This is a genomic window from Pseudomonas sp. AM14(2022), assembly GCF_036346455.1.
GTDB lineage: Bacteria > Pseudomonadota > Gammaproteobacteria > Pseudomonadales > Pseudomonadaceae > Aquipseudomonas > Aquipseudomonas putida_A.
Window position 1 is genome coordinate 1 of record NZ_JAOTNY010000020.1, and the last position, 22,957, is coordinate 22,957.

A 22,957-nucleotide genomic window follows, 5' to 3' on the forward strand; every position below is an offset into this window, starting at 1 on the left:
GCTTTTGCTTTTAGCCCTGAACCGGGACGCCTTTGAGGTACGGCGCAGGCTCGGCCCCAAGGTTGTTGAGCATCCGCTCGCTGTACCAATCCACGAAGTTGACCACGCCAAACTCATAGGTCTTGGAGTACGGCCCCGGCTGATAAGCCGTGGAGTTGATCCCGCGCTGGTTTTCTTCGGCCAGACGCCGGTCCTGATCGTTGGTCGCGTCCCACACCTGGCGCATGCGCTCGACGTCGTAATCCACGCCTTCGACCGCATCCTTGTGCACCAGCCATTTGGTGGTGACCATGGTTTCCTGGGCGCTGATCGGCCATACGGTGAAGACGATGATGTGGTCGCCCATGCAGTGGTTCCACGAGTGCGGCAGGTGCAGGATGCGCATCGAGCCGAGGTCGGGGTTCTTGATCCGGCCCATCAGTTTGGCGCAGCCTTGTTTGCCGTCCAGGGTCATCGACACGGTGCCCTTGAGCAGCGGCATGCGCACGATGCGGTTGCGCAGGCCGAAACTGGCGTGGGCGTAAGGGATCTTCTCGGCTTCCCACGCAGCAGCAGACGCGGCGACGTGATCCTTGAACGCCTGATCGGCACGCGGGTCGGTGACGTCGTCCCATTCCAGCAGGGTTTTCAGCAGTTCCGGGTGCGACGCGTTGCAGTGGTAGCACTCGCGGTTGTTTTCCAGCACCAGTTTCCAGTTGGCCTTTTCCATCAAGGTGGTGGTGATCGCCACCTTGGTGTTCTCCATGTCGTACGGTTCCATGTAGTGGTTCAGCGTCGACAGGAAGTCATCGATGGCCGGCGGATTCTCCGCCAGGCTGATGAAAATGTAGCCGCCGGCAGTCTTCACGTTCACCGGTTTGAGGCCGTACTGCTTCATGTCGAAGTCGGCGCCCATCTCGGTGCCGGCGAACAGCAGGCGCCCGTCCAGTTCGTAGGTCCACTGGTGGTAGTGGCAGACCAGCTTGGCAACCTTGCCCTTTTCACTGGTGCACAGGCGCGAGCCACGGTGGCGGCAGACGTTGTGGAACGCATGCACCACGCCGTCGGCGCCACGAATGACGATGATCGGGTTCTTGCCGACCTGCAGGGTCAGGTAGTTGCCCTTGGCCGGGATCTCGCAGGTCATGCCGGCGATCAACCACTCTTTCTGGAAGATCTCCTGCATGTCGATATCGAACAGGCGTTCGTCGCTGTAGAACGGCTGCGGCAGCGAAAAGGTGCGCTCGCGTTCCTGCAGCATTTGTGCGGTGGCCTTGCGTGCGGGTTCCAGCGGATCGCCCAGGCTGATTTTTGCGGTGACGTCCATCGATGTATTCCTCAAGGCCATCTGCGTGGCCGCGAAAGTGGCTGATCAGGGTTGCTACGCAAGGTGTAAAAAATTCGTCTTGGTGTGGGGCGAGTGTGGGGCCGGCGCTGGCCGGAACCTTATCCATGGGCGACATGGTGCAATCTGTTCCCGACGCGCAACCCCCGGCGGTTGGGGGCTGGTCGCGATAAGTATGCCGATGTCGCGGATAGGTAAACGGACGGTTCACGCTATACGCAGAATCGCCACATGAAGGCCGACAGTCGGCCGTGGAGAACAGCATGTCCAACAGCTTCCTGAATCCGGTCACCACCCAGACCTGGGCCAATGGCCGACACATCGTCCGTTGCGTCAAAGTCATCCAGGAAACCTGGGACGTGCGCACCTTCTGTTTCATGGCCGACCAGCCGATCCTGTTCTTCTTCAAGCCCGGGCAGTTCGTGACCCTGGAGCTGGAAATCGACGGCCAGCCGATCATGCGTTCGTACACCATTTCCAGTTCGCCGTCGGTGCCGTACAGCTTCTCGGTGACGATCAAACGGGTGCCGGGCGGCAAGGTCTCCAACTGGCTGCACGACACCCTGCATGAAGGCCAGGAGCTGGCGGTGCACGGCCCGGTCGGGCTGTTCAATGCCATCGATTTCCCGAGCCCGAAAGTTCTGTATCTGAGCGGCGGCGTGGGGATCACCCCGTGCATGTCGATGGCGCGCTGGTTCTACGACACTAACGCCAATGTCGACATGACCTTTATTCACAGCGCCCGCTCACCGAAAGACATCATTTACCACCGCGAGCTGGAACACATGGCGTCGCGGATCGATAACTTCAGCCTGCACCTGATCTGCGAGAAACACGGGCTCGGCGAGCCGTGGGCCGGTTATCGCGGCTATCTGAATCACAAGATGCTCGAACTGATGGTGCCGGACTTCCTCGAGCGCGAAGTGTTCTGCTGCGGCCCGACGCCGTACATGAACGCGGTCAAGCGCCTGCTGGAAGTGGCCGGTTACGACATGTCGCGTTATCACGAGGAATCCTTCGGCGCCACGCCACCGGAAGCCCGTGCGGATGCGGTGGAGCAAGCCGAGCAGGCCGCGGATGCGCCGGAAATCGATGCGGCGGATCTGCATCAGGTCGAATTCACCGCGTCCGGCAAGAGCATTCGCGTGGCCCCGGGCGAAACCGTGCACGCGGCGGCGGCCAAGCTTGGCCTGATGATCCCGAAAGCTTGCGGTATGGGGATCTGCGGCACGTGCAAGGTGATGAAACTGGGCGGCGAAGTAGAGATGGAGCACAACGGCGGGATTACCGAGGACGACGAGGCGGAAGGGTTTATCTTGTCGTGCTGCAGCGTGCCGAAGGGCGACGTGCGCATCGAATTCTAGACCACTGCACAAATCCAATGTGGGAGCGAGCCTGCTCGCGAAGGCGGTGTGTCATTCAACATCTGTGCTGTCTGACACGGCCTCTTCGCGAGCAGGCTCGCTCCCACAGGGTTATGCGCTTCAATCGATAAACAGATCGGGCATCAGTGCGGCGTCGCTGTCCGGTTCGAACCGGTAATGCTTGAACTCAGTCACGCCGTGCTCACGCAAAATTTCTTCGTCGATAAGCAGTCGTCCAGTGATCTGCCGTGCGCTGCTTCCCAGGATCACGTGCGCCGCATCCGCCATGATCGAAGGCAGGCGCGCATGCTTGAACGACTCGCGGTTGCCCAGCTGAAATTCGATGGCGGCGGTGGCAATCATCGTCTGCGGCCACAGTGAATTGACGCTGATGCCGTAACTGGCGAACTCCTCGCTCATCCCGATCGTCAGCATGCTCATGCCGTATTTGGTCACGGTGTAGGGGCTGAACTGGGCAAACCACTTGTTCGCCATGTTCAGCGGTGGCGACAAGTTGAGAATGTGTCCGGCGGATTTCTTCAGATAGGGCAGGGCGGCCTGGCTGCACAGCAGTACCGCGCGGGTGTTGATCTGGTGCATCAGGTCGAAACGCTTGAGTTCGATGTGCTGCACGCCAGTCAACTTGATCGCCCCGGCGTTATTGACCAGCGCATCGATGCCGCCGAAATGCTCGTTGGCCTGGGCCAGCGCATTGCGCACCGCGTCTTCATCACGCACATCGACTTGCAGGGCCAATGCCTTGCCGCCAGCGGCTTCGACTTCCTTGGCTACGCTGTGGATGGTGCCGGGCAGTTTGGGATGGGTTTCGGCGCTTTTGGCCGCAATCACGATATTGGCCCCGTCTTTCGCGGCACGCAGCGCAATCTCACGCCCGATGCCACGGCTGGCGCCGGTGATGAACAGGGTTTTGCCTTGTAGCGACATGCCGATGCTCCTGCTTGTTGTTATGTGAGCGGAGGGCTCGACAGACAATGTAGACGATGTCTTCAGGTGCGAACGAGGAGGGGCGATTGGATTGGGTGAGCTTTTGTGGGAGCGAGCCTGCTCGCGAAAGCGGTCTGGCAGCCGACTTCTACGTCGGATGTGCCGGCCTCTTCGCGAGCAGGCTCGCTCCCACAGGGCTGGGGAGCTATCAGGCGGACATCACTTCGCGGATGTCACGGGCCAATTCGCGTACGCGTTCTTCTTCGGTGTCCCACGAGCACATGAAGCGTGCGCCGCCCTTGCCGATGAAGGTGTAGAAGCGCCAGTTTTTCGCGGTCAGCGCGGCGATGGCCGGTTCCGAGAGTTGCAGGAACACGCCGTTGGCCTGCACCGGGAACATCAGTTCCACGCCCGGAATGTCGCTGACCAGCTCGGCCAGCAATTGCGCGCAGTGGTTGGCGTGGCGGGCGTATTTGAGCCAGGCGTCGTTTTCGAGGATGCCGACCCACGGTGCCGAGAGGAAGCGCATTTTCGACGCCAGTTGCCCGGCCTGTTTGCAGCGGTAATCGAAGTCTTCGGCCAGTTTGTGGTTGAAGAACAGGATCGCTTCACCCACCGCCATGCCATTCTTGGTGCCGCCGAAGCACAGCACATCGACGCCGGCCTTCCAGGTCAGGTCGGCCGGCGAGCAGCCGAGGAACGCACAGGCGTTGGAGAAACGCGCGCCGTCCATGTGCAGGTGCAGGCCCAGCTCCTTGCAGGTGGCGCTGATGGCGCGGACCTCTTCCGGGGTGTAGACGCTGCCGACTTCGGTGGCCTGGGTCAGGGTCACCACGCGCGGTTTCGGGTAGTGGATGTCCTGGCGCTTGAGCGCGACCTCACGGATCGACTGCGGGGTGATCTTGCCGTTTTCGGTGCCGGCGATCAGCAGTTTCGAGCCGTTGGAGAAGAATTCCGGGGCGCCGCATTCGTCGGTTTCGACGTGAGCGGTTTCCGAGCAGATCACGCTGTGGTAACTCTGGCACAGCGACGACAGCGCCAGCGAGTTGGCGGCGGTGCCGTTGAAGGCGAAAAACACTTCGCAGTCGGTTTCGAACAGATTGCGGAAATGGTCGGCCGCGCGTGCGGTCCATTCATCGTCGCCATAAGCGCGCTGGTGGCCGTGGTTGGCCTGTTCCATGGCGGCCCAGGCTTCAGGGCAGATACCGGAGTAGTTGTCGCTGGCGAATTGTTGGCTCTTGTCGGTCATGGCCGGCTTCCGTGGTCGAGACTCTTGTGAAGGCTCGTGGTCAATGAGGGTGCGCACTTTACCGAAGATCTTCCGGGGAGCACACGGGATGTCGCTGTCAGAAAATTACCAGTTTGTTACCCGATTATGCACGTGACTAAACGCGACGGCGCGCTGGATCTGCTCAAGTGGCTGGCGCTGCTGAGCATGCTGCTCGATCACCTGCGATATGTCGGGATCAGCGCCGATTGGCTGTATGTGCCGGGACGTCTGGCGTTCCCGTGGTTCTGCCTGGCGATGGCGGCGAACCTGTCCCGCGCCGGTGCGCAGAAGACCGAGTGGCGCTATCTGGGGTGGCTGCTGCTGTTCAGTGCGGTCAGCGAAATTCCCTACCGCTTGTACATTCCTGATCCCGACACCTTGAACGTGATGCCCACCCTGGCGCTCGGGTTGCTGGTGGCGCGGGGGTGGCAGGATCGGTCGCCATGGTCGCGGCTTTTGGGCGTCGGTGCCTTATTGCTGTCGGCGCTGTTGTCGCAATGGCTGATGTTCGGCGTGTTTGGCGTGTTGCTGCCGCTGGCGCTGCTGTGGGTGATTCGTCGCCCCTGGTATTTCGGCCTCCTGCCGGGGCTGGTGTGTCTGGCGGGCAATCAATGGCGGGTGCTGTATGAGGCTGCGGAGTTCGGTAACTACGTGGCGGTGTTTGGCATCGCGGCGTGTCTGATTGCGCCAATACTGGGGATGTTCCTGTTGCGACATGCGCGACATCTCCAGCCACCGCCGATGCGGCGCTGGGCTTACGCCCTCTATCCCACACATTTCCTCCTGTTGCTCGCCATCCGCGCGGCATACACCTGACCCCTGTGGGAGCGGGCTTGCTCGCGAAAGCGGTGTGTCAGGCGGTATTGATGTCGACTGACACGGCCTCTTCGCGAGCAAGCCCGCTCCCACAGGGGATCTCCGCAGTTTTGGATGATGTGTCCGACCAGCCTTTTCCGGCCATGTCGTAAACGCACCTTTGCGTGGCGTCCGCAGGCATTTGAGCTGTCTGCGCCGGTCATACCATCGGCATCAAAGGGCACTGCCTTGATTGCCAGTGCCTTACCGAGACGAATGGCGCACAGATGCCGCTGGGAGAGACGCGATGTTCAGCAAGCAAGACCAGATCCAGGGTTACGACGATGCACTGCTGGCGGCAATGAATGCCGAGGAGCAACGTCAGGAAGATCACATCGAGCTGATCGCGTCGGAGAACTACACCAGCAAACGCGTGATGCAAGCGCAGGGCAGTGGCCTGACCAACAAATACGCCGAAGGTTATCCGGGCAAGCGCTACTACGGTGGCTGCGAGCATGTGGATAAAGTCGAAGCGCTGGCCATCGAACGCGCCAAGCAGCTGTTCGGCGCCGATTACGCCAACGTCCAGCCGCACTCCGGTTCCTCGGCCAACAGCGCCGTGTACCTGGCGCTGATCCAGCCGGGCGACACCATTCTCGGCATGAGCCTGGCCCACGGCGGTCACCTGACCCACGGCGCGAAAGTGTCGTCCTCGGGCAAGCTCTACAACGCGGTGCAGTACGGGATCAACACCGACACCGGGCTGATCGATTACGACGAAGTCGAGCGTCTGGCCGTCGAGTGCAAGCCGAAGATGATCGTTGCCGGGTTCTCCGCCTACTCCAAGACCCTGGACTTCCCGCGTTTCCGCCAGATCGCTGACAAGGTCGGCGCGCTGCTGTTCGTCGACATGGCTCACGTGGCCGGTCTGGTCGCTGCGGGCCTGTACCCGAACCCGCTGCCGTACGCCGACGTGGTCACCACCACTACCCACAAAACCCTGCGCGGTCCGCGTGGCGGGCTGATCCTGGCCAAGTCCAACGAAGAGATCGAGAAGAAGCTCAACGCCGCGGTATTTCCCGGCGCCCAGGGCGGCCCGCTGATGCACGTCATCGCCGGTAAAGCGGTGTGCTTCAAGGAAGCGCTGGAGCCCGGCTTCAAGGCCTATCAGCAACAAGTGATCGACAACGCTCAAGCGATGGCCAGCGTGTTTATCAAACGTGGCTACGATGTAGTGTCCGGCGGTACCGACAACCACCTGTTCCTGGTCAGCCTGATCCGTCAGGGCCTGACCGGCAAAGATGCTGACGCTGCCCTTGGCCGTGCGCACATCACCGTCAACAAGAACGCCGTGCCGAACGACCCGCAGTCGCCGTTCGTGACCTCGGGCCTGCGCATTGGCACCCCGGCCGTCACCACGCGTGGCTTCAAGGTCGCCCAGTGCGAAGTGCTGGCCGGCTGGATCTGCGACATCCTCGACAACCTCGGTGACGCCGACGTTGAAGCGAATGTGGCCAAGAACGTCGCGGCACTGTGCGCCGACTACCCGGTTTATCGCTGAGCGGTTTGGAGTAAATGACTATGCAACGCTATTCGGGCTTCGGCCTCTTCAAACACTCCCTCAGCCACCACGAGAACTGGCAGCGCATGTGGCGCACGCCGACGCCGAAGAAGGTCTACGACGTAGTTATCGTCGGCGGTGGCGGGCACGGTCTGGCGACCGCCTACTACCTGGCGAAAGAGCACGGCATCACCAACGTCGCCGTGGTCGAGAAGGGCTGGCTGGGCGGCGGTAACACCGCGCGCAACACCACCATCGTTCGCTCGAACTACCTGTGGGACGAGTCGGCGCACCTGTACGAACACGCGATGAAACTGTGGGAAGGTCTGTCGCAGGACCTGAACTACAACGTGATGTTCTCCCAGCGCGGCGTCTACAACCTTTGCCACACCCTGCAGGACATCCGTGATTCCGAGCGTCGGGTCAGTGCCAACCGCCTCAACGGCGTCGATGGCGAACTGCTCAACGCCAAGCAAGTGGCCGACGAGATTCCGTACCTCGACTGCTCGAAAAACACCCGCTACCCGGTGATGGGCGCGACTGTTCAGCGTCGCGGCGGCGTCGCCCGTCACGATGCCGTGGCCTGGGGCTTTGCCCGTGCCGCCGACGCCTTGGGCGTGGATCTGATCCAGCAGACCGAAGTGATCGGTTTCCGCAAGGAAAACGGCGTGTGCATCGGCGTCGAAACCAACAAGGGTTTCATCGGCGCCAAGCGTGTCGGTGTGGTCACCGCCGGTAACTCCGGGCACATGGCCAAGCTCGCCGGTTTCCGTCTGCCGATCGAATCCCATCCGCTGCAAGCGCTGGTGTCCGAGCCGATCAAACCGATTATCGACAGCGTGATCATGTCCAACGCCGTGCACGGTTACATCAGCCAGTCGGACAAGGGCGACCTGGTGATCGGCGCCGGTATTGACGGCTACAACGGTTACGGCCAGCGCGGTTCGTACCCGGTGATCGAGCACACCATCCAGGCGATCGTCGAGATGTTCCCGGTGCTGTCGCGGGTGCGCATGAACCGCCAGTGGGGCGGCATCGTCGACACCACCCCGGACGCTTGCCCGATCATTTCGAAAACCCCGGTACCGAACATGTTCTTCAATTGCGGTTGGGGCACCGGTGGCTTCAAGGCCACTCCTGGCTCGGGCAACGTGTTTGCCGCGAGTCTGGCCAAGGGTGAAATGCACCCGTTGGCCGCACCTTTCTCCATCGACCGTTTCCACAACGGTGCGTTGATCGATGAACACGGCGCTGCTGCGGTTGCCCACTAACAGGAGAAATCCCCATGTTGCATATCTTCTGTCCTCACTGCGGCGAACTGCGCTCCGAAGAGGAATTCCATGCATCCGGTCAGGCGCACATCCCGCGTCCGCTGGATCCGAACGCCTGCACCGATGAAGAGTGGGGCGATTACATGTTCTTCCGCGACAACCCGCGTGGTCTGCACCACGAGCTGTGGGATCACGTCGCCGGTTGCCGCCAGTACTTCAACGTCACCCGCGACACCGTGACCTACGAGATTCTCGAAACCTACAAGATCGGCACCAAGCCGCAATTCACCGACAAGGCTGATACGGCGAAAACAGCCACGACGGCGCTGGGAGAGAAGGTATGAGCCAGACCAATCGCCTGTCCAACGGTGGACGGATCGACCGCAACAAAGTGCTGAGCTTCACCTTCAACGGTCAGAGCTACAAAGGCTTCGAGGGCGACTCGCTGGCCTCGGCACTGATCGCCAACGGCGTTGACATCATTGGTCGCAGCTTCAAGTATTCGCGTCCTCGCGGGATCTTCGCCGCCGGTGCCGAAGAGCCGAACGCGGTGCTGCAGATCGGGGCCACCGAAGCCACGCAAATCCCCAACGTGCGCGCCACGCAACAGGCGCTGTATCAAGGTTTGGTCGCGACCAGCACCAACGGCTGGCCGAGCGTCAACAACGACATGATGGGCATTCTCGGCAAGGTCGGCGGCAAGCTGATGCCGCCGGGTTTCTACTACAAAACCTTCATGTACCCGCAATCGTTCTGGATGACCTACGAGAAGTACATTCGCAAGGCTGCCGGTTTGGGCCGTTCGCCGACCGAAGTCGATCCGGACACCTACGACTACATGAACCAGCACTGCGACGTGCTGATCGTCGGCGCCGGCCCTGCCGGTCTCGCCGCGGCCCTGGCGGCTGCGCGCAGTGGTGCGCGGGTGATCCTCGCCGATGAGCAGGAAGAGTTCGGCGGCAGCCTGCTCGATTCCCGCGAAAGCCTCGACGGCAAACCGGCGATCGAGTGGGTGGCCAGTGTTATCGCTGAGTTGAAGAACACCCCGGACGTGCTGCTGTTGCCACGCGCCACGGTCAACGGTTACCACGATCACAACTTCCTGACCATTCACGAACGCCTCACCGATCACTTCGGTGACCGCGCGCCAATCGGTCAGGTGCGTCAGCGCATCCACCGGGTTCGCGCCAAGCGTGTAGTGCTGGCGACCGGTGCCCATGAGCGTCCGCTGGTCTACGGCAACAATGATGTGCCGGGCAACATGCTTGCCGGTGCGGTCTCGACTTACGTGCGTCGTTACGGCGTGGCGCCGGGCAAGAAGCTGGTGCTGACCACCAACAACGATCACGCCTATCGCGTTGCGCTGGATTGGCTCGACGCCAGCCTGCAAGTGGTGGCCATCGCCGATGCACGCAGCAATCCGCGTGGTGCGCTGGTGGAAGAAGCCCGCGCCAAAGGCATTCGCATCCTCACCGGCAGCGCCGTGATCGAGGCCCGTGGCAGCAAGCGCGTCACCGCTGCCCGCATCGCCGCGATTGACGTCAAAGCGCACACCGTGACCAGCCCGGGCGAATGGCTCGACTGCGACGTGATCGCCAGCTCCGGCGGTTACAGCCCTGTCGTGCACCTGGCTTCGCACCTCGGTGGCAAGCCGATCTGGCGTGAAGACATCCTCGGTTTCGTACCGGGCGAAGCACCGCAGAAGCGTGTGTGCGTCGGCGGCATCAACGGCGTTTACGGCCTCGGAGATTCGCTGGCCGATGGTTTCGAAGGTGGCGCACGTGCTGCCAGTGAAGCCGGTTTTGCGGTGGTCGAAGGCACGCTGCCAAAAGCGCTGAGTCGTCTCGAAGAAGCGACCCTGGCGCTGTTCCAGGTGCCGCACGAGAAGGGCACCTCGCGTGCGCCGAAACAATTCGTCGACCTGCAGAACGACGTCACCGCTGCCGCCATCGAACTGGCGACCCGCGAAGGTTTCGAGTCGGTCGAACACGTCAAACGCTACACCGCGCTGGGCTTCGGCACCGATCAGGGCAAGCTCGGCAACGTCAACGGCCTGGCCATTGCCGCGCGTTCGCTGAACGTGACCATCCCGCAGATGGGCACCACGATGTTCCGCCCCAACTACACGCCGGTAACGTTCGGCGCGGTAGCGGGCCGTCACTGTGGGCACATTTTCGAACCGGTGCGCTACACCGCTCTGCATCAATGGCACCTGAAAAACGGCGCCGAGTTTGAAGACGTCGGCCAGTGGAAACGTCCATGGTACTTCCCGAAAAACGGTGAAGACATGCACGCCGCAGTGAAGCGCGAATGCAAAGCCGTGCGCGACAGCGTCGGCCTGCTCGACGCCTCGACCCTGGGCAAGATCGACATTCAAGGCCCGGATGCCCGCGAGTTCCTCAACCGCGTGTACACCAACGCCTGGACCAAGCTCGATGTGGGCAAGGCGCGTTACGGCCTGATGTGCAAAGAAGACGGCATGGTTTTCGACGACGGGGTGACGGCGTGTCTGGCCGACAACCATTTCGTCATGACCACCACCACGGGCGGCGCGGCTCGCGTGCTGCAATGGCTGGAGCTGTACCACCAGACCGAATGGCCAGAGATGAAGGTGTATTTCACCTCCGTGACCGACCACTGGGCGACCATGACCCTGTCCGGGCCGAACAGCCGCAAGCTGCTCAGCGCCGTGACCGACATCGATCTGAGCAACGAAGCCTTCCCGTTCATGACCTGGAAAGAAGGTCTGGTCGGCGGCGTGCCGGCGCGGGTGTTCCGTATCTCGTTCACCGGTGAGCTATCGTACGAAGTCAACGTGCAGGCCGACTACGCGATGGGCGTGCTGGAGAAAATCGTCGAGGCCGGCAAGCAGTACAACCTGACGCCGTACGGCACTGAAACCATGCACGTCCTGCGGGCCGAGAAAGGTTTCATCATCGTCGGCCAGGACACCGACGGCTCGATGACCCCGGACGACCTGAACATGGGCTGGTGCGTCGGTCGCACCAAGCCGTTCTCGTGGATCGGCCAGCGCGGCATGAACCGTGAAGACTGCGTGAAGGATCAGCGCAAGCAACTGGTGGGCCTGAAGCCGATCGATCCGAACGTCTGGCTGCCGGAAGGCGCGCAACTGGTGTTCAACACCAAGCAGGCGATCCCGATGACCATGGTCGGCCACGTGACCTCCAGCTACGCGCACAACTCCCTCGGCTATTCGTTTGCCATGGGCGTGGTCAAGGGCGGTCTGAAGCGCATGGGCGAGCGGGTGTTCGCGCCGCTGGCCGATGGCAGCGTGATCGAGGCGGAGATTGTTTCTTCGGTGTTCTTCGATCCGAAGGGTGATCGGCAGAACATTTGATGGTTCGGCTCCTGTGGAGTGCAGTCGCACCGCGTTGACTTCATCGCGAGCAGGCTCACTCCTACAGGTGATCGCGTACCCCTTGTAGGAGTGAGCCTGCTCGCGATAGCGGTAGACCTGCTTGCAAAGGGTTCAAGTCAGAATTCAGGAAGGTGCTTTATGACCACAGCCAACGTGTACCAACAACGCCCGACCACCGGGGCCAAGGCCGAGTCGTCGCTGCACCATGCCGACCTCGCCAGCCTGGTCGGCAAGGGTCGCAAGAACGCCGGCGTGATCGTGCGTGAAAAGAAACTCCTCGGTCACCTGACCATTCGTGGCGACGGCCACGATGCCGCGTTCGCCGCCGGTGTGCACAAGGCGTTGGGCATTGAATTGCCCGGCGCCCTGAGCGTGATCGTCAAAGGTGAAACCAGCCTGCAATGGATGGGCCCGGACGAGTGGCTGCTGATCGTGCCAAGCGGTGAAGAATTCGCCGCCGAGCAGAAGCTGCGCGAAGCGCTGGGCGACCTGCACATCGCGATCGTCAACGTCAGCGGCGGCCAGCAAGTGCTCGAACTGAGCGGGCCGAACGTGCGTCAGGTGCTGATGAAATCCACCAGCTACGACGTGCACCCGAACAACTTCCCGGTCGGCAAAGCGGTGGGCACGGTGTTCGCCAAGTCGCAGCTGATGATCCGCCATACCGCCGAAGACACCTGGGAACTGCTGATCCGCCGCAGCTTCTCGGACTACTGGTGGTTGTGGCTGCAGGATGCTTCGGCTGAATACGGGTTGAGCGTACAAGCCTAAAAGCTTACCCCCTCACCCCAGCCCTCTCCCCCAAGGGGGAGAGGGGGAAAGGGAGCAGATTTGTGTAGTTTTCGAGCCTGAGTTCGCCGCGATATTTCAGGTCGGCGTAGCTCGAAAGAACACCTCGGTCAGTCCCCTCTACCTCCGGGAGAGGGCTAGGGTGAGGGGCAAAAATCCCCCAGACACCGCGCACAAAAGAACAGGAGTCACCGCACCATGAGCCGCGCCCCAGACACATGGATTCTGACCGCCGACTGCCCCAGCGTGCTCGGCACGGTGGACGCGGTGACGCGTTTTCTGTTCGAGCAGGGTTGCTACGTCACCGAGCACCATTCGTTCGATGACCGGCTCTCGGGCCGTTTCTTCATTCGCGTGGAATTCCGTCAGCCTGACGGTTTCGACGAACAATCCTTCCGCGCCGGCCTTGCCGAGCGCGGTCAGGCGTTCGGCATGGTCTTCGAGCTGACCGCGCCGAACTACCGGCCGAAAGTGGTGATCATGGTCTCCAAGGCCGATCACTGCCTCAACGATTTGCTTTACCGCCAGCGCATCGGCCAGTTGTCGATGGACGTGGCGGCGGTGGTCTCCAACCATCCGGACCTCAAGCCGCTGGCCGACTGGCACCAGATTCCCTACTACCATTTCCCCCTCGACCCCAACGACAAGCCGTCGCAGGAGCGTCAGGTGTGGCAGGTGATCGAAGAGTCCGGCGCCGAACTGGTGATCCTCGCCCGCTACATGCAGGTGCTGTCACCGGAGCTGTGCCGCAAGCTCGATGGCAAGGCGATCAACATTCACCACTCGCTGCTGCCGGGGTTCAAGGGTGCCAAGCCGTATCACCAGGCCTACAACAAGGGCGTGAAGCTGGTCGGCGCGACGGCGCATTACATCAACAACGACCTCGATGAAGGGCCGATCATTGCCCAGGGCGTCGAGGCGGTGGATCACAGTCATTACCCGGAGGATCTGATTGCCAAGGGGCGGGATATCGAGGGCCTGACCCTGGCCCGGGCCGTGGGTTATCACATCGAAAGAAGGGTGTTTTTGAACGCCAACAGAACTGTCGTTCTTTAGATAGCTTTCGCGAGCAGGCTCGCTCCCACAGGGATTTGTGTTGAAACACAAGTCTCTGTCACATCAAAGATCAACTGTGGGAGCGGGCTTGCTCGCGAAGGGGCCATAACTGACAACGCAAGACCAACAAGCAATAACCCGAGCACTTAACGCGCTGCCTGCCTGGGCAACGCGGTTCCATAAAAACAACAGCGAGGTGAAAGCATGTCTGGCAATCGTGGTGTGGTGTATCTCGGCGCTGGCAAGGTCGAAGTACAGAAAATCGACTATCCGAAAATGCAGGATCCGCGTGGCAGGAAGATTGAGCACGGGGTGATTCTGCGTGTGGTGTCCACCAACATTTGTGGCTCCGACCAGCACATGGTGCGCGGCCGTACCACGGCGCAGACCGGTCTGGTGCTGGGCCACGAAATCACCGGCGAAGTGATCGAAAAGGGTTCCGACGTCGAGAATCTGAAGATCGGCGATCTGGTCTCCGTACCGTTCAACGTGGCTTGCGGGCGCTGCCGTTCCTGCAAGGAGCAACACACCGGCGTCTGTCTGACCGTCAACCCGGCCCGTGCCGGCGGTGCCTACGGTTATGTCGACATGGGCGACTGGACCGGCGGCCAGGCCGAATACGTGCTGGTACCGTATGCCGACTTCAACCTGCTGAAACTGCCGGATCGCGACAAGGCCATGGAGAAAATCCGCGACCTGACCTGCCTCTCCGATATCCTCCCGACCGGTTATCACGGTGCGGTGACGGCGGGCGTTGGCCCGGGCAGCACCGTTTATATCGCGGGCGCCGGCCCGGTCGGTCTGGCCGCTGCAGCCTCGGCGCGTCTGCTGGGGGCGGCGGTGGTGATCATCGGCGACGTCAACACCATCCGCCTGGCGCACGCCAAGGCTCAGGGTTTTGAAGTGGTCGACCTGTCCAAGGACACGCCGCTGCACGAGCAGATCGCCGAGCTGCTGGGCGAGCCGGAAGTCGATTGCGCGGTGGATTGCGTGGGCTTCGAAGCGCGCGGCCACGGGCATGACGGGGTGAAAGCCGAAGCCCCGGCCACCGTGCTCAACTCGTTGATGGGTGTGGTGCGTGTGGCCGGCAAGATCGGTATTCCGGGCCTGTACGTGACCGAGGATCCGGGCGCTGTCGATGCCGCGGCGAAAATGGGCAGCCTGAGCATCCGCTTCGGTTTGGGCTGGGCCAAATCCCACAGCTTCCACACCGGCCAGACCCCGGTGATGAAGTACAACCGCCAACTGATGCAGGCGATCATGTGGGACCGCATCAACATCGCCGAAGTGGTCGGCGTGCAGGTCATTAGCCTCGACCAGGCGCCGGAAGGTTACGGCGAGTTCGATGCCGGTGTGCCGAAGAAGTTTGTGATCGATCCGCATCGGTTGTTCAGTGCGGCGTAAGTTTTACGCAATGCAAAACGGCGACCTCAAGGTCGCCGTTTTTTATGGGGATGAGCACGAAACCTGTGGCGAGGGAGCTTGCTCCCGCTCGGCGGCGAAGCCGTCGTAAAATCCACACATGCGGCGTCTCAGGAAAATTACCCACACAAGATTTGGGCCGCTTCGCAGCCCAGCGGGAGCAAGCTCCCTCGCCACAAAAGGTTTGTGGTGCCAGAGTCAGAGAGCCGCTAACGCGCCTTGGTACAGCACCGGCCCCGTCGGCTGCCCGGTCGGCGAGCCGCCCTTTGGCTCCAGACTGACCGCCAGCGCAATCGGCTGGCCGATCAAGGCTTTCTGCGCCTCGCTCAGTTCAACCTTGCCTTTGCCGCCTGCAGGAATCACCCCCAGCGAAATCGGCTTGCCGTCTGCCGGTATCGCCCACAGTTCCAGGCTGCGATCTGGCCCGATTGCTGCCAAAGTCAGCGGTTCGACCTGCAGATAATCCGCATGCGCCTCGACCTTCAGCGCCGGTTGCGCGTCGGCGCTGAGCAGGGTGGCGTGGTAGCGGGCGTCGTCGCGGTTGTACAGGGAGCCGAGGAACACCAGCACCACGATCGAACAGGCAGCGACGCTGACGCGCAGCCAGTTCCAGAACGGACGTTTTTCCGGGACGTGCAGCACTTGCGGCTCGATCCGCGCGGTGATGCTTTGCCACACCCAATCTGGCACCGGTTGCTCCGGCAGCGTTTCGGTAAGGCTGGCGAGGCTCTCCTGCCACTGCGCCAACTCGGTTCGCAGTGCTGCGTCATCCAGCAGCAATTGTTCAAAACGTCGACGCGCCGCCGCCGACATCAGGCCAATGGCGTAATCGGCAGCGAGGGCGCGGCGCAAGGCGGGGGTCTGGTAGTTCATGATTCAAGGCACCTGCGCAGACGTTCCATGCCACGGCGAATCCACGATTTCACCGAACCCAGCGGCGCGGCCAGGTGTTCGGCCAGTTCCGCGCAGGACAGGCCCTGAAAGTAGGCGACGCTGATCGATTGGCGCTGCATGCCGTCGAGGGTGTCCAGGCAACGGTGCAGCGCGCTGGCTTCGCGGCTGCTGTTCAACAGGTCGTGAGCCGAAGGGCCTTCGTCCGGCAGGGTGTCCTGTTCGAAGTCGGTCAGCGGCCGTTCGCGCTGTTTGCGCAACTGGTCAATGGCCTGATGGCGGGTGATGTTGATCATCCAGGTCAACGGTGCCGACAAATGGGCTTCATAGCGTGAGGCGTTGTTCCAGATGCGCACGAAGCTTTCCTGCAGCACTTCCTCGGCCAGATCCGCCCGGCCCATGAAGCGCAGGGCGACGCCGTGCAGGCGCGGGCCAACGCTGCGATAGAGCGTTTCGAACGCAGCACGGTCACCCAGTGAGCACTGGGCCAGCAGCTGGCGCAACTGATCGGGATCGGCGATGGAAATGATGGCTCTCCAGGCAATGGGCGGGCGACGAGGGCGCTGCTCGGGCTGTTCACAGGCTAGTTCAGCGACAGCGCTTGTGCCATTCATCTCGGGTTATCCGCGGTTTCACGTTTTATATACGTGGCTATGCTGAAAATGGATGCGCCGGCGAGGAACATGCTGGCTGAAACCCGGTCAAACCGGCAGTTTTACCGCTCATAGACGGGCGGTTACCACAGTGCAAGAGGATGTCTGAATGAAGATTTCACGCGGTATTGCCTTGGCTTCACTTATGACCCTTGCAGCGAGCCCGGTGTTTGCTGGCTTCAGTCTGGACGACGTGACCAAAGCGGCTGCAAGCATGCAGGGTGGCAACGCTGCCACCGCCGCCGCGCCGACCTCGGAAACCGCCGGTTTGCTGCAAGCCGTTACCGGTCTCGGTGTTACGCCTCAGCAAGCCGTCGGTGGCACCAGCGCCATGCTCGGCCTGGCCAAGAATCAGTTGAGCAGCACCGATTATTCGCAGTTGGCCAAAGAAGTGCCGGGCATCGACAAGCTGTCGGGCGGCAGCGGCAACCTGGCGGCGTTGAGTGGTTTGCTGGGTTCGTCGGGCAAGTCGGCCGGTCTGGAAAACGCGCTGGGCAACGTCAAGGACACCAACGACCTGAACAATGCCTTCGGTGCGTTGGGCATGGACAGCGGCATGGTCGGCCAGTTTGCCCCGGTGCTGCTCAAGTACCTGGGTGACCAAGGCGTCGGCGGCCCGATTCTGCAGAGCCTGGGCAGCATCTGGGGCGCCGGCACCGGTAGCTGATTCAGCTGCGCTCGCCGCGCAATTCGCTGATGCGCTGATCCTTCTCGGTCCAGAGCTGGTTGACCCAGTTCTGGACCTGCTGGCGAAACTGCGGATCGTTCTCGTAATCGCCCTGCGACAGTGCCGGGTCGAGTTCGCGGGTCTGGATGTCGACAATCACCCGCGGCACGCTGCCGCTGATCAGGTCCCAGAACCCCGGAATCTTCTGCTGTGGATAAATCACGGTTACGTCGAGCAGCGCATCCAGCTGTTCCCCCATCGCCGCCAGAACAAACGCCACACCTCCCGCCTTGGGTTTGAGCAGATGCTTGAACGGTGACTGCTGCTGCGCGCTTTTCGCCGCGGTGTAGCGGGTGCCTTCCAGATAATTCACCACCGTCACCGGCTGGCGTTTGAACAGTTCGCAGGCCTGCTTGGTGATTTCCAGATCCTTGCCCGCCAACTCCGGATGTTTGGCCAGGAACGCCTTGGTGTAGCGCTTCATGAACGGGTAATCCAGCGCCCACCACGCCAGACCGAGGAACGGCACCCAGATCAGTTCTTTCTTGAGGAAGAACTTGAAGAACGGCGTGCGCCGGTTGAGGGTCTGGATCAGCGCCGGAATGTCGACCCACGACTGGTGGTTGCTGATGACCAGATACGAAGTGTCACCGCGCAGGTCTGCGCCGCCGCGGATGTCCCATTGGGTGGGGATGCACAGCTGAAAGATCAGTTTGTCGATCTCGGCCCAGGTCTCGGCAATCCACATCACCGCCCACGAGGCGTAATCGCGCCAGCGCCCGGGCGCGATCAGCTTGAGCAGGGCAAATACCAGCAACGGCCCGATCAGGATCAGGGTGTTGAGCAACAGCAGCAGGGTGACGAAACAGCCGGTGAGCAGGCGGCGCATAAGCAACTCTATGAAGGCGGATGGGCGCGCCATGATAAGTGGCTTCGGGTGACAGGCCAAATCGATGGTGACGAATGTTTCACTTTTGGCTGGCTATGCTGGAGCTGATTACCGTGTTGGCAGGGCTGGCCTCTTCGCGAGCAAGCCCGCTCCCACAGTGGATCTTCATTGTGCATGCCATCACCAACAGATCCCGGATCCCCTGTGGGAGCGGGCTTGCTCGCGAAGGCGGACTCCAGCGAACCAATTGCTCGCCGGCTGTCTAAAATCTCGCGTCTGACGCCCTCATTTTCCAAGGAAACCCTCTACGTGAAATCCCTCCTTGCACTGTTTGCCCTCGTCGCCCTGCCGGTCATGGCCGCCGAGCCGACCCTGTACGGGCGTTACGAATACATCGCGCTGCCGGAAATCGGTGGTGAGGTGCTCAAGGCCAAGATGGACACCGGCGCGCTGACCGCCTCGCTGTCGGCCAAGGACATCGAGACTTTCACCCGCGACGGCGAGAACTGGGTGCGTTTCCGCCTCGGCACCAAGGATGCCAGCAACAAGGTCTACGAACACAAGGTCGCGCGGATCAGCAAGATCAAGAGCCGCTCGGATGAAGAGGACGAGGGTGACAGCACCGAAGTCGCCAAGCGCCCGGTGGTTGATCTGGAACTGTGCCTGGGCAACGTCAAGCGTACCGTTGAGGTCAACCTGACCGACCGCAGCAACTTCAACTACCCGCTGCTGATCGGTGCCAAGGCCTTGCGCGAGTTTGGCGCAGCGGTGAACCCGGCGCGGCGTTTCACCGCCGACAAGCCGGACTGCTAAGTGGTCTCATTGACGTAACGTCAGGCTTGGGGCACCGTTCGCGCACTTAACCCATGGGCTCGGACGCCATGCCTCATATCCTGATTGTCGAAGACGAAGCGGCGATTGCCGACACGCTGATTTTTGCCCTGCAGGGCGAGGGGTTCGCCACCACGTGGCTGAGCCTCGGCGCGGCGGCGCTGGAGTTTCAACGGCAGACCCCGGCTGACTTGATCATTCTCGATATCGGCCTGCCGGACATCAGCGGTTTCGAAACCTGCAAACAGCTGCGGCGCTTCAGTGAAGTGCCGGTGCTGTTTCTCAGTGCCCGGGACGCCGAGATCGATCGGGTGGTGGGGCTGGAGATCGGCGCCGACGATTACGTGGTCAAGCCGTTCAGCCCACGGGAAGTCGCCGCGCGGGTACGGGCGATTCTCAAGCGCATGGCGCCGCGTCCTGCGGTTGAAGCGTCCTCGACGCTGTTTCGCATCGATGCCGAGCGTGTGCAGATCGTCTATCGGGGACAGCCGTTGAGCCTGACCCGTCATGAGTTTCGCCTGTTGCAATGCCTGCTCGAACAACCGCAGCGGGTGTTCAGCCGCGAGCAATTGCTCGATGCGCTGGGCGTGGCGGCGGACGCCGGTTACGAGCGCAGCATCGACAGCCACATCAAAAGCGTGCGCGCCAAATTGCGCCTGGTGCGGGCCGATGCCGAGCCGATCCAGACCCATCGCGGCCTCGGTTACAGCTACAGCCCGGGGCACAGCTGATGTCGTTGGGGCTGCGGATTTTTCTGGTGTATGTGCTGTTTATCGGCCTGACCGGTTACTTCGTGCTCAACACGGTGATGGAAGAAATCCGCCCGGGCGTGCGCCAGTCCACCGAAGAAACCCTGGTCGACACCGCCAACCTGATGGCGGAAATTCTCCGTGATGATTTCAAGGCCGGCACGCTCAGCGAGAACCGCTGGCCCGAATTGTTGCGGGCCTACGGCGAGCGTCAACCACAGGCGACGATCTGGGGTTTGCCGAAAAACCAGGTCAACCACCGCATCTACGTCACCGACGCCAAAGGCATCGTGGTGCTGGATTCCAGCGGCGTGGCGGTCGGTCAGGATTACTCGCGCTGGAACGACGTCTACCTGACTTTGCGTGGTGAGTACGGCGCTCGTTCGAGCCGCAGCGATCCGAATGATGCGAGCTCCTCGGTGATGCACGTCGGTGCGCCGATCCGCGACAACGGCCGGATCATCGGCGTGGTTACCGTGGCCAAACCCAACAGCTCATTGCAGCCTTATGTTGATCGTACCGAGCGGCGCTTGCTGTTTTACGGTGCCGGGCTGATCGGCCTCGGTCTGCTGTTCGGCGCTTTGCTGTCGTGGTGGCTGAGCCGCGCGCTGCACCGTTTGACCGGCTACGCCCAAGCGGTGAGTGAAGGGCGCCGGGTCGAAGTACCGCATTACCGTGGCGGCGAACTGAAGCAACTGGCCACAGCGGTGGAGCAGATGCGCACCCAGCTCGAAGGCAAGGCTTACGTCGAACGCTACGTGCACACCCTGACCCATGAATTGAAGAGTCCGCTGGCGGCGATTCGCGGTGCTGCGGAATTGCTGCAGGATGAGATGCCAGCGATCCAGCGCCTGCGCTTTGTCGGCAACATCGACAGCGAAAGCGCACGGATGCAGCAGTTGATCGAGCGGCTGTTGAATCTGGCTCAGGTGGAACAGCGGCAGGGTCTTGAGGAGCGCGTGGCGGTGCCGCTGGCGGCATTGGTTGATGAATTGTTGCGGGCGCAGGCAGCGCGCATCGAAGGCCGGCGGCTCAAGGTCGAGCAGACGATTGCGCCAGATCTGCTGCTGATCGGCGAGCTGTTTCTGTTGCGTCAGGCGTTGGGCAATCTGCTGGAGAATGCGCTGGATTTCACCCCGGTCGCCGGGCTGCTGCGCTTCAGTGCCGGGCGCGTAGGGGAGCAGGTCGAGTTGCGCTTGTTCAACGAAGCGACGGCGATTCCCGAGTACGCTCTGCCGCGCTTGAGTGAACGGTTTTACTCGCTGCCGCGCCCGGACAGTGGGCGCAAGAGCACTGGACTGGGGCTGAACTTTGTTGAGGAAGTGGTGAAGTTGCATGGTGGGTCGATGCATATCCGCAACGTCGAGAGCGGTGTGGAAGTGACATTGCGCTTGTCCTGAAACCGAGTCGCTGCCTTCGCGAGCAGGCTCACTCCTACAGGGGAACGCGATCAATTGTAGGAGTGAGCCTGCTCGCGATGGGGCCATAACAGTCTCCACACAATCTCCATATTCCCTCCTTATTCCCCCCACACAGCCCAACCAGACTCTGCCCATCCAAACAGGGAGAGTCCCATGAACAAGAATCTGACCATCAAGCTCGGGGCGATTGCCCTGTTGATCCTGCTGTTGCTGATCCCGCTGCTGATGATCGACGGCATCATCGATGAGCGCCAACAACTGCGCGACGGCGTGCTCGAAGACATTGCCCGCAGCTCCAGCTACAGCCAGCAACTGAGCGGGCCGGTGATGGTAGTGCCGTATCGCAAAGTGATTCACAACTGGAAGCTCAACGACAAAACCAACCAGCGCTACGACGAGCCAAGTGAAGAGCGCGGTCGTCTGTACTTTCTGCCGGAACGTTTCGAACTCGACGGCCAGGTGCAGACCGAGCTGCGCAATCGCGGTATCTACGAAGCGCGACTGTTCCATGCCGACAATCGCATCAATGGGCATTTCTCGTTGCCGGCGCAATTGGGGATCAAGGAAGACTTTGCCGATTACCAGTTCGATGCGCCGTTTCTGGCGGTGGGCATCAGTGACATTCGCGGTATTGAAAACGCCCTGAAACTGGAACTCGACGGTCAACGCCTGGACTTCGTACCCGGCACCCAGGTCGGCTGGCTCGGCGAAGGCGTGCGGGTGACGTTGCCGGCGCTGGACACTCGCAACGCCACGGAACTGACTTTCGGTTTCGACCTGCGCCTGCAAGGCACCGGTTCGCTGCAGGTGTTGCCGGTGGGCAAAAGCAGTCACGTCAGCCTTGCCGCCAACTGGCCGCACCCCAGTTTTGTTGGCAACTTCCTGCCGGGCAAACGCGAGATCAGCGACCAGGGTTTCAGCGCCGATTGGCAGACCACGTTTTTCTCCACCAACCTGCAAGAAGCCATGAGCCGTTGCGTGATGGGCAATGACTGCGAGGCGTTCAACGGGCGCAGCTTTGGAGTGAGCTTCATCGATCCGGTGGATCAGTACCTGAAGAGTGATCGGGCGATCAAATATGCGCTGTTGTTCATCGTCCTGACGTTCGCCGGTTTCTTCCTGTTCGAGGTGCTCAAGAGTCTGGCGGTGCACCCGGTGCAATACGCGTTGGTCGGGGTGGCGCTGGCGTTCTTCTACCTGTTGCTGTTGTCGTTGTCGGAGCACATCGGCTTTGCCCTGGCGTATCTGCTGTCGGCCAGTGGCTGCGTGCTGTTGATCGGGTTTTATGTTTGTCACGTGCTGCACAGCGTGCGCCACGGCCTGAGTTTTTCTGCGGGATTGGCGGCGTTGTATGGCCTGCTGTATGGCCTGCTGAGCGCCGAGGATTACGCGTTGCTGATGGGTTCGCTGCTGTTGTTCGGCCTGCTCGGGGTGTTCATGGTGCTGACGCGCAAACTCGACTGGTACGGGATCGGGCAGAAACCGGCCAAGCCGCTGGCGTTTGATGTGGAGGCGATGCAATGAGCGGGTTGCGAGAGGACCAGCGGCAGGTCGAGGTTTTGCTGACGCTGATTGTTGCAGCACTGCCGCCGGAACCCAGGTGGTGCCATCGCGAGCAGGCTCACTCCTACAGGGGAATGCGGTCAACTGTAGGAGTGAGCCTGCTCGCGAAGAGGCCGG

20 protein-coding genes are annotated in these 22,957 nt (G+C 61.5%); 14 read left to right on the forward strand and 6 right to left on the reverse strand.

Going from position 1 to position 22,957, the window contains the following annotated elements; translation table 11 throughout:
* Positions 1-10: 10 nt before the first annotated feature.
* A complete protein-coding gene (gene gbcA, locus V3W27_RS25675; RefSeq protein WP_027610658.1) occupies positions 11-1,306 on the reverse strand; it encodes a glycine-betaine demethylase subunit GbcA in 1,296 nt (431 codons plus the stop codon).
* A 281-nt stretch (positions 1,307-1,587) separates the two neighbouring features.
* Here gbcA and gbcB point away from each other — a divergent pair, with 281 nt between their 5' ends.
* Positions 1,588-2,688, forward strand: coding sequence for a glycine-betaine demethylase subunit GbcB (gbcB, locus tag V3W27_RS25680; protein WP_095187122.1), 1,101 nt, complete (start codon positions 1,588-1,590; stop codon positions 2,686-2,688).
* Between the two features lie 120 nt (positions 2,689-2,808).
* Here gbcB and V3W27_RS25685 read toward each other — a convergent pair whose 3' ends face one another.
* Complete coding sequence (locus V3W27_RS25685; protein ID WP_330207849.1) at positions 2,809-3,633, reverse strand: SDR family oxidoreductase; 825 nt, start codon at positions 3,631-3,633, stop codon at positions 2,809-2,811.
* Between the two features lie 208 nt (positions 3,634-3,841).
* Entirely contained in the window at positions 3,842-4,882 is a 1,041-nt protein-coding gene (locus V3W27_RS25690; protein WP_016986284.1) for a threonine aldolase family protein, read from the reverse strand.
* Positions 4,883-5,008: 126 nt separating this feature from the next.
* On the opposite strand from V3W27_RS25690, the gene V3W27_RS25695 reads away from it, so the two are divergent.
* From V3W27_RS25695 to fdhA, 8 genes are all read left to right on the forward strand, one after another.
* Positions 5,009-5,719, forward strand: a complete 711-nt coding sequence (locus tag V3W27_RS25695) for a TraX family protein (RefSeq protein WP_330207850.1) — start codon at positions 5,009-5,011, stop codon at positions 5,717-5,719.
* 286 nt (positions 5,720-6,005) lie between these two features.
* Positions 6,006-7,259 (forward strand): serine hydroxymethyltransferase, encoded by a 1,254-nt coding sequence (glyA, locus tag V3W27_RS25700; protein WP_007962601.1) that lies wholly within the window; start codon positions 6,006-6,008, stop codon positions 7,257-7,259.
* Between the two features lie 20 nt (positions 7,260-7,279).
* Positions 7,280-8,530, forward strand: coding sequence for a sarcosine oxidase subunit beta (locus tag V3W27_RS25705; protein ID WP_003206307.1), 1,251 nt, complete (start codon positions 7,280-7,282; stop codon positions 8,528-8,530).
* 14 nt (positions 8,531-8,544) lie between these two features.
* Positions 8,545-8,874 (forward strand): sarcosine oxidase subunit delta, encoded by a 330-nt coding sequence (locus V3W27_RS25710; RefSeq protein ID WP_003228964.1) that lies wholly within the window; start codon positions 8,545-8,547, stop codon positions 8,872-8,874.
* Positions 8,871-11,888: a sarcosine oxidase subunit alpha gene (locus V3W27_RS25715; protein ID WP_330207851.1), complete on the forward strand. Its 3,018-nt coding sequence runs from the start codon at positions 8,871-8,873 to the stop codon at positions 11,886-11,888. Before V3W27_RS25710 ends, V3W27_RS25715 begins: the two co-directional genes overlap by 4 nt.
* 159 nt (positions 11,889-12,047) lie before the next feature.
* A complete protein-coding gene (locus tag V3W27_RS25720; protein ID WP_008086919.1) occupies positions 12,048-12,680 on the forward strand; it encodes a sarcosine oxidase subunit gamma in 633 nt (210 codons plus the stop codon).
* A 216-nt stretch (positions 12,681-12,896) separates the two neighbouring features.
* Positions 12,897-13,754, forward strand: coding sequence for a formyltetrahydrofolate deformylase (gene purU / locus V3W27_RS25725; RefSeq protein ID WP_064589552.1), 858 nt, complete (start codon positions 12,897-12,899; stop codon positions 13,752-13,754).
* A 204-nt stretch (positions 13,755-13,958) separates the two neighbouring features.
* The gene (gene fdhA / locus V3W27_RS25730; RefSeq protein ID WP_047596484.1) at positions 13,959-15,158 is read left to right on the forward strand and encodes a formaldehyde dehydrogenase, glutathione-independent; all 1,200 of its coding nucleotides are present in this window, start codon (positions 13,959-13,961) and stop codon (positions 15,156-15,158) included.
* A 216-nt stretch (positions 15,159-15,374) separates the two neighbouring features.
* Here fdhA and V3W27_RS25735 read toward each other — a convergent pair whose 3' ends face one another.
* Both V3W27_RS25735 and V3W27_RS25740 read right to left on the reverse strand, forming a co-directional pair.
* Positions 15,375-16,049 (reverse strand): anti-sigma factor, encoded by a 675-nt coding sequence (locus V3W27_RS25735; RefSeq protein ID WP_330207852.1) that lies wholly within the window; start codon positions 16,047-16,049, stop codon positions 15,375-15,377.
* A complete protein-coding gene (locus V3W27_RS25740) occupies positions 16,046-16,681 on the reverse strand; it encodes an RNA polymerase sigma factor (RefSeq protein WP_330207853.1) in 636 nt (211 codons plus the stop codon). The genes V3W27_RS25735 and V3W27_RS25740 overlap by 4 nt, the downstream gene beginning before the upstream one ends.
* A 148-nt stretch (positions 16,682-16,829) precedes the next feature.
* On the opposite strand from V3W27_RS25740, the gene V3W27_RS25745 reads away from it, so the two are divergent.
* Positions 16,830-17,387 carry a DUF2780 domain-containing protein gene (locus tag V3W27_RS25745; protein ID WP_027610668.1) on the forward strand — a complete coding sequence of 186 codons (558 nt, stop codon included), beginning with the start codon at positions 16,830-16,832 and terminating at the stop codon, positions 17,385-17,387.
* Between the two features lies 1 nt (position 17,388).
* Here V3W27_RS25745 and V3W27_RS25750 read toward each other — a convergent pair whose 3' ends face one another.
* Complete coding sequence (locus tag V3W27_RS25750) at positions 17,389-18,276, reverse strand: acyltransferase (RefSeq protein WP_330207854.1); 888 nt, start codon at positions 18,274-18,276, stop codon at positions 17,389-17,391.
* Between the two features lie 309 nt (positions 18,277-18,585).
* On the opposite strand from V3W27_RS25750, the gene rloA2 reads away from it, so the two are divergent.
* From rloA2 to creD, 4 genes are all read left to right on the forward strand, one after another.
* Positions 18,586-19,089 (forward strand): retropepsin-like aspartic peptidase RloA2, encoded by a 504-nt coding sequence (rloA2, locus tag V3W27_RS25755; protein WP_007962587.1) that lies wholly within the window; start codon positions 18,586-18,588, stop codon positions 19,087-19,089.
* 68 nt (positions 19,090-19,157) lie between these two features.
* On the forward strand, positions 19,158-19,838 hold the full coding sequence (gene creB, locus V3W27_RS25760; protein WP_027610670.1) for a two-component system response regulator CreB: 681 nt from the start codon (positions 19,158-19,160) through the stop codon (positions 19,836-19,838).
* The gene (gene creC, locus V3W27_RS25765) at positions 19,838-21,256 is read left to right on the forward strand and encodes a two-component system sensor histidine kinase CreC (RefSeq protein ID WP_330207855.1); all 1,419 of its coding nucleotides are present in this window, start codon (positions 19,838-19,840) and stop codon (positions 21,254-21,256) included. The genes creB and creC overlap by 1 nt, the downstream gene beginning before the upstream one ends.
* Positions 21,257-21,430: 174 nt before the next feature.
* Positions 21,431-22,801 carry a cell envelope integrity protein CreD gene (gene creD, locus V3W27_RS25770; RefSeq protein WP_330207856.1) on the forward strand — a complete coding sequence of 457 codons (1,371 nt, stop codon included), beginning with the start codon at positions 21,431-21,433 and terminating at the stop codon, positions 22,799-22,801.
* The last annotated feature ends 156 nt before the right edge of the window (positions 22,802-22,957 follow it).

Bases quoted from the DNA above. Each gene is read 5' to 3' on its own strand.
- gbcA (WP_027610658.1), bottom strand. From the start codon at position 1,306: ATGGACGTCACCGCAAAAATCAGCCTGGGCGATCCGCTGGAACCCGCA.
- V3W27_RS25695 (WP_330207850.1), top strand. From the start codon at position 5,009: ATGCACGTGACTAAACGCGACGGCGCGCTGGATCTGCTCAAGTGGCTG.
- creC (WP_330207855.1), top strand. From the start codon at position 19,838: ATGTCGTTGGGGCTGCGGATTTTTCTGGTGTATGTGCTGTTTATCGGC.
- V3W27_RS25685 (WP_330207849.1), bottom strand. From the start codon at position 3,633: ATGTCGCTACAAGGCAAAACCCTGTTCATCACCGGCGCCAGCCGTGGC.
- creD (WP_330207856.1), top strand. From the start codon at position 21,431: ATGAACAAGAATCTGACCATCAAGCTCGGGGCGATTGCCCTGTTGATC.
- fdhA (WP_047596484.1), top strand. From the start codon at position 13,959: ATGTCTGGCAATCGTGGTGTGGTGTATCTCGGCGCTGGCAAGGTCGAA.
- gbcB (WP_095187122.1), top strand. From the start codon at position 1,588: ATGTCCAACAGCTTCCTGAATCCGGTCACCACCCAGACCTGGGCCAAT.
- V3W27_RS25715 (WP_330207851.1), top strand. From the start codon at position 8,871: ATGAGCCAGACCAATCGCCTGTCCAACGGTGGACGGATCGACCGCAAC.
- V3W27_RS25720 (WP_008086919.1), top strand. From the start codon at position 12,048: ATGACCACAGCCAACGTGTACCAACAACGCCCGACCACCGGGGCCAAG.
- V3W27_RS25750 (WP_330207854.1), bottom strand. From the start codon at position 18,276: ATGCGCCGCCTGCTCACCGGCTGTTTCGTCACCCTGCTGCTGTTGCTC.
- V3W27_RS25710 (WP_003228964.1), top strand. From the start codon at position 8,545: ATGTTGCATATCTTCTGTCCTCACTGCGGCGAACTGCGCTCCGAAGAG.
- V3W27_RS25745 (WP_027610668.1), top strand. From the start codon at position 16,830: ATGAAGATTTCACGCGGTATTGCCTTGGCTTCACTTATGACCCTTGCA.
- V3W27_RS25740 (WP_330207853.1), bottom strand. From the start codon at position 16,681: ATGAATGGCACAAGCGCTGTCGCTGAACTAGCCTGTGAACAGCCCGAG.
- V3W27_RS25690 (WP_016986284.1), bottom strand. From the start codon at position 4,882: ATGACCGACAAGAGCCAACAATTCGCCAGCGACAACTACTCCGGTATC.
- glyA (WP_007962601.1), top strand. From the start codon at position 6,006: ATGTTCAGCAAGCAAGACCAGATCCAGGGTTACGACGATGCACTGCTG.
- purU (WP_064589552.1), top strand. From the start codon at position 12,897: ATGAGCCGCGCCCCAGACACATGGATTCTGACCGCCGACTGCCCCAGC.
- V3W27_RS25705 (WP_003206307.1), top strand. From the start codon at position 7,280: ATGCAACGCTATTCGGGCTTCGGCCTCTTCAAACACTCCCTCAGCCAC.
- V3W27_RS25735 (WP_330207852.1), bottom strand. From the start codon at position 16,049: ATGAACTACCAGACCCCCGCCTTGCGCCGCGCCCTCGCTGCCGATTAC.
- creB (WP_027610670.1), top strand. From the start codon at position 19,158: ATGCCTCATATCCTGATTGTCGAAGACGAAGCGGCGATTGCCGACACG.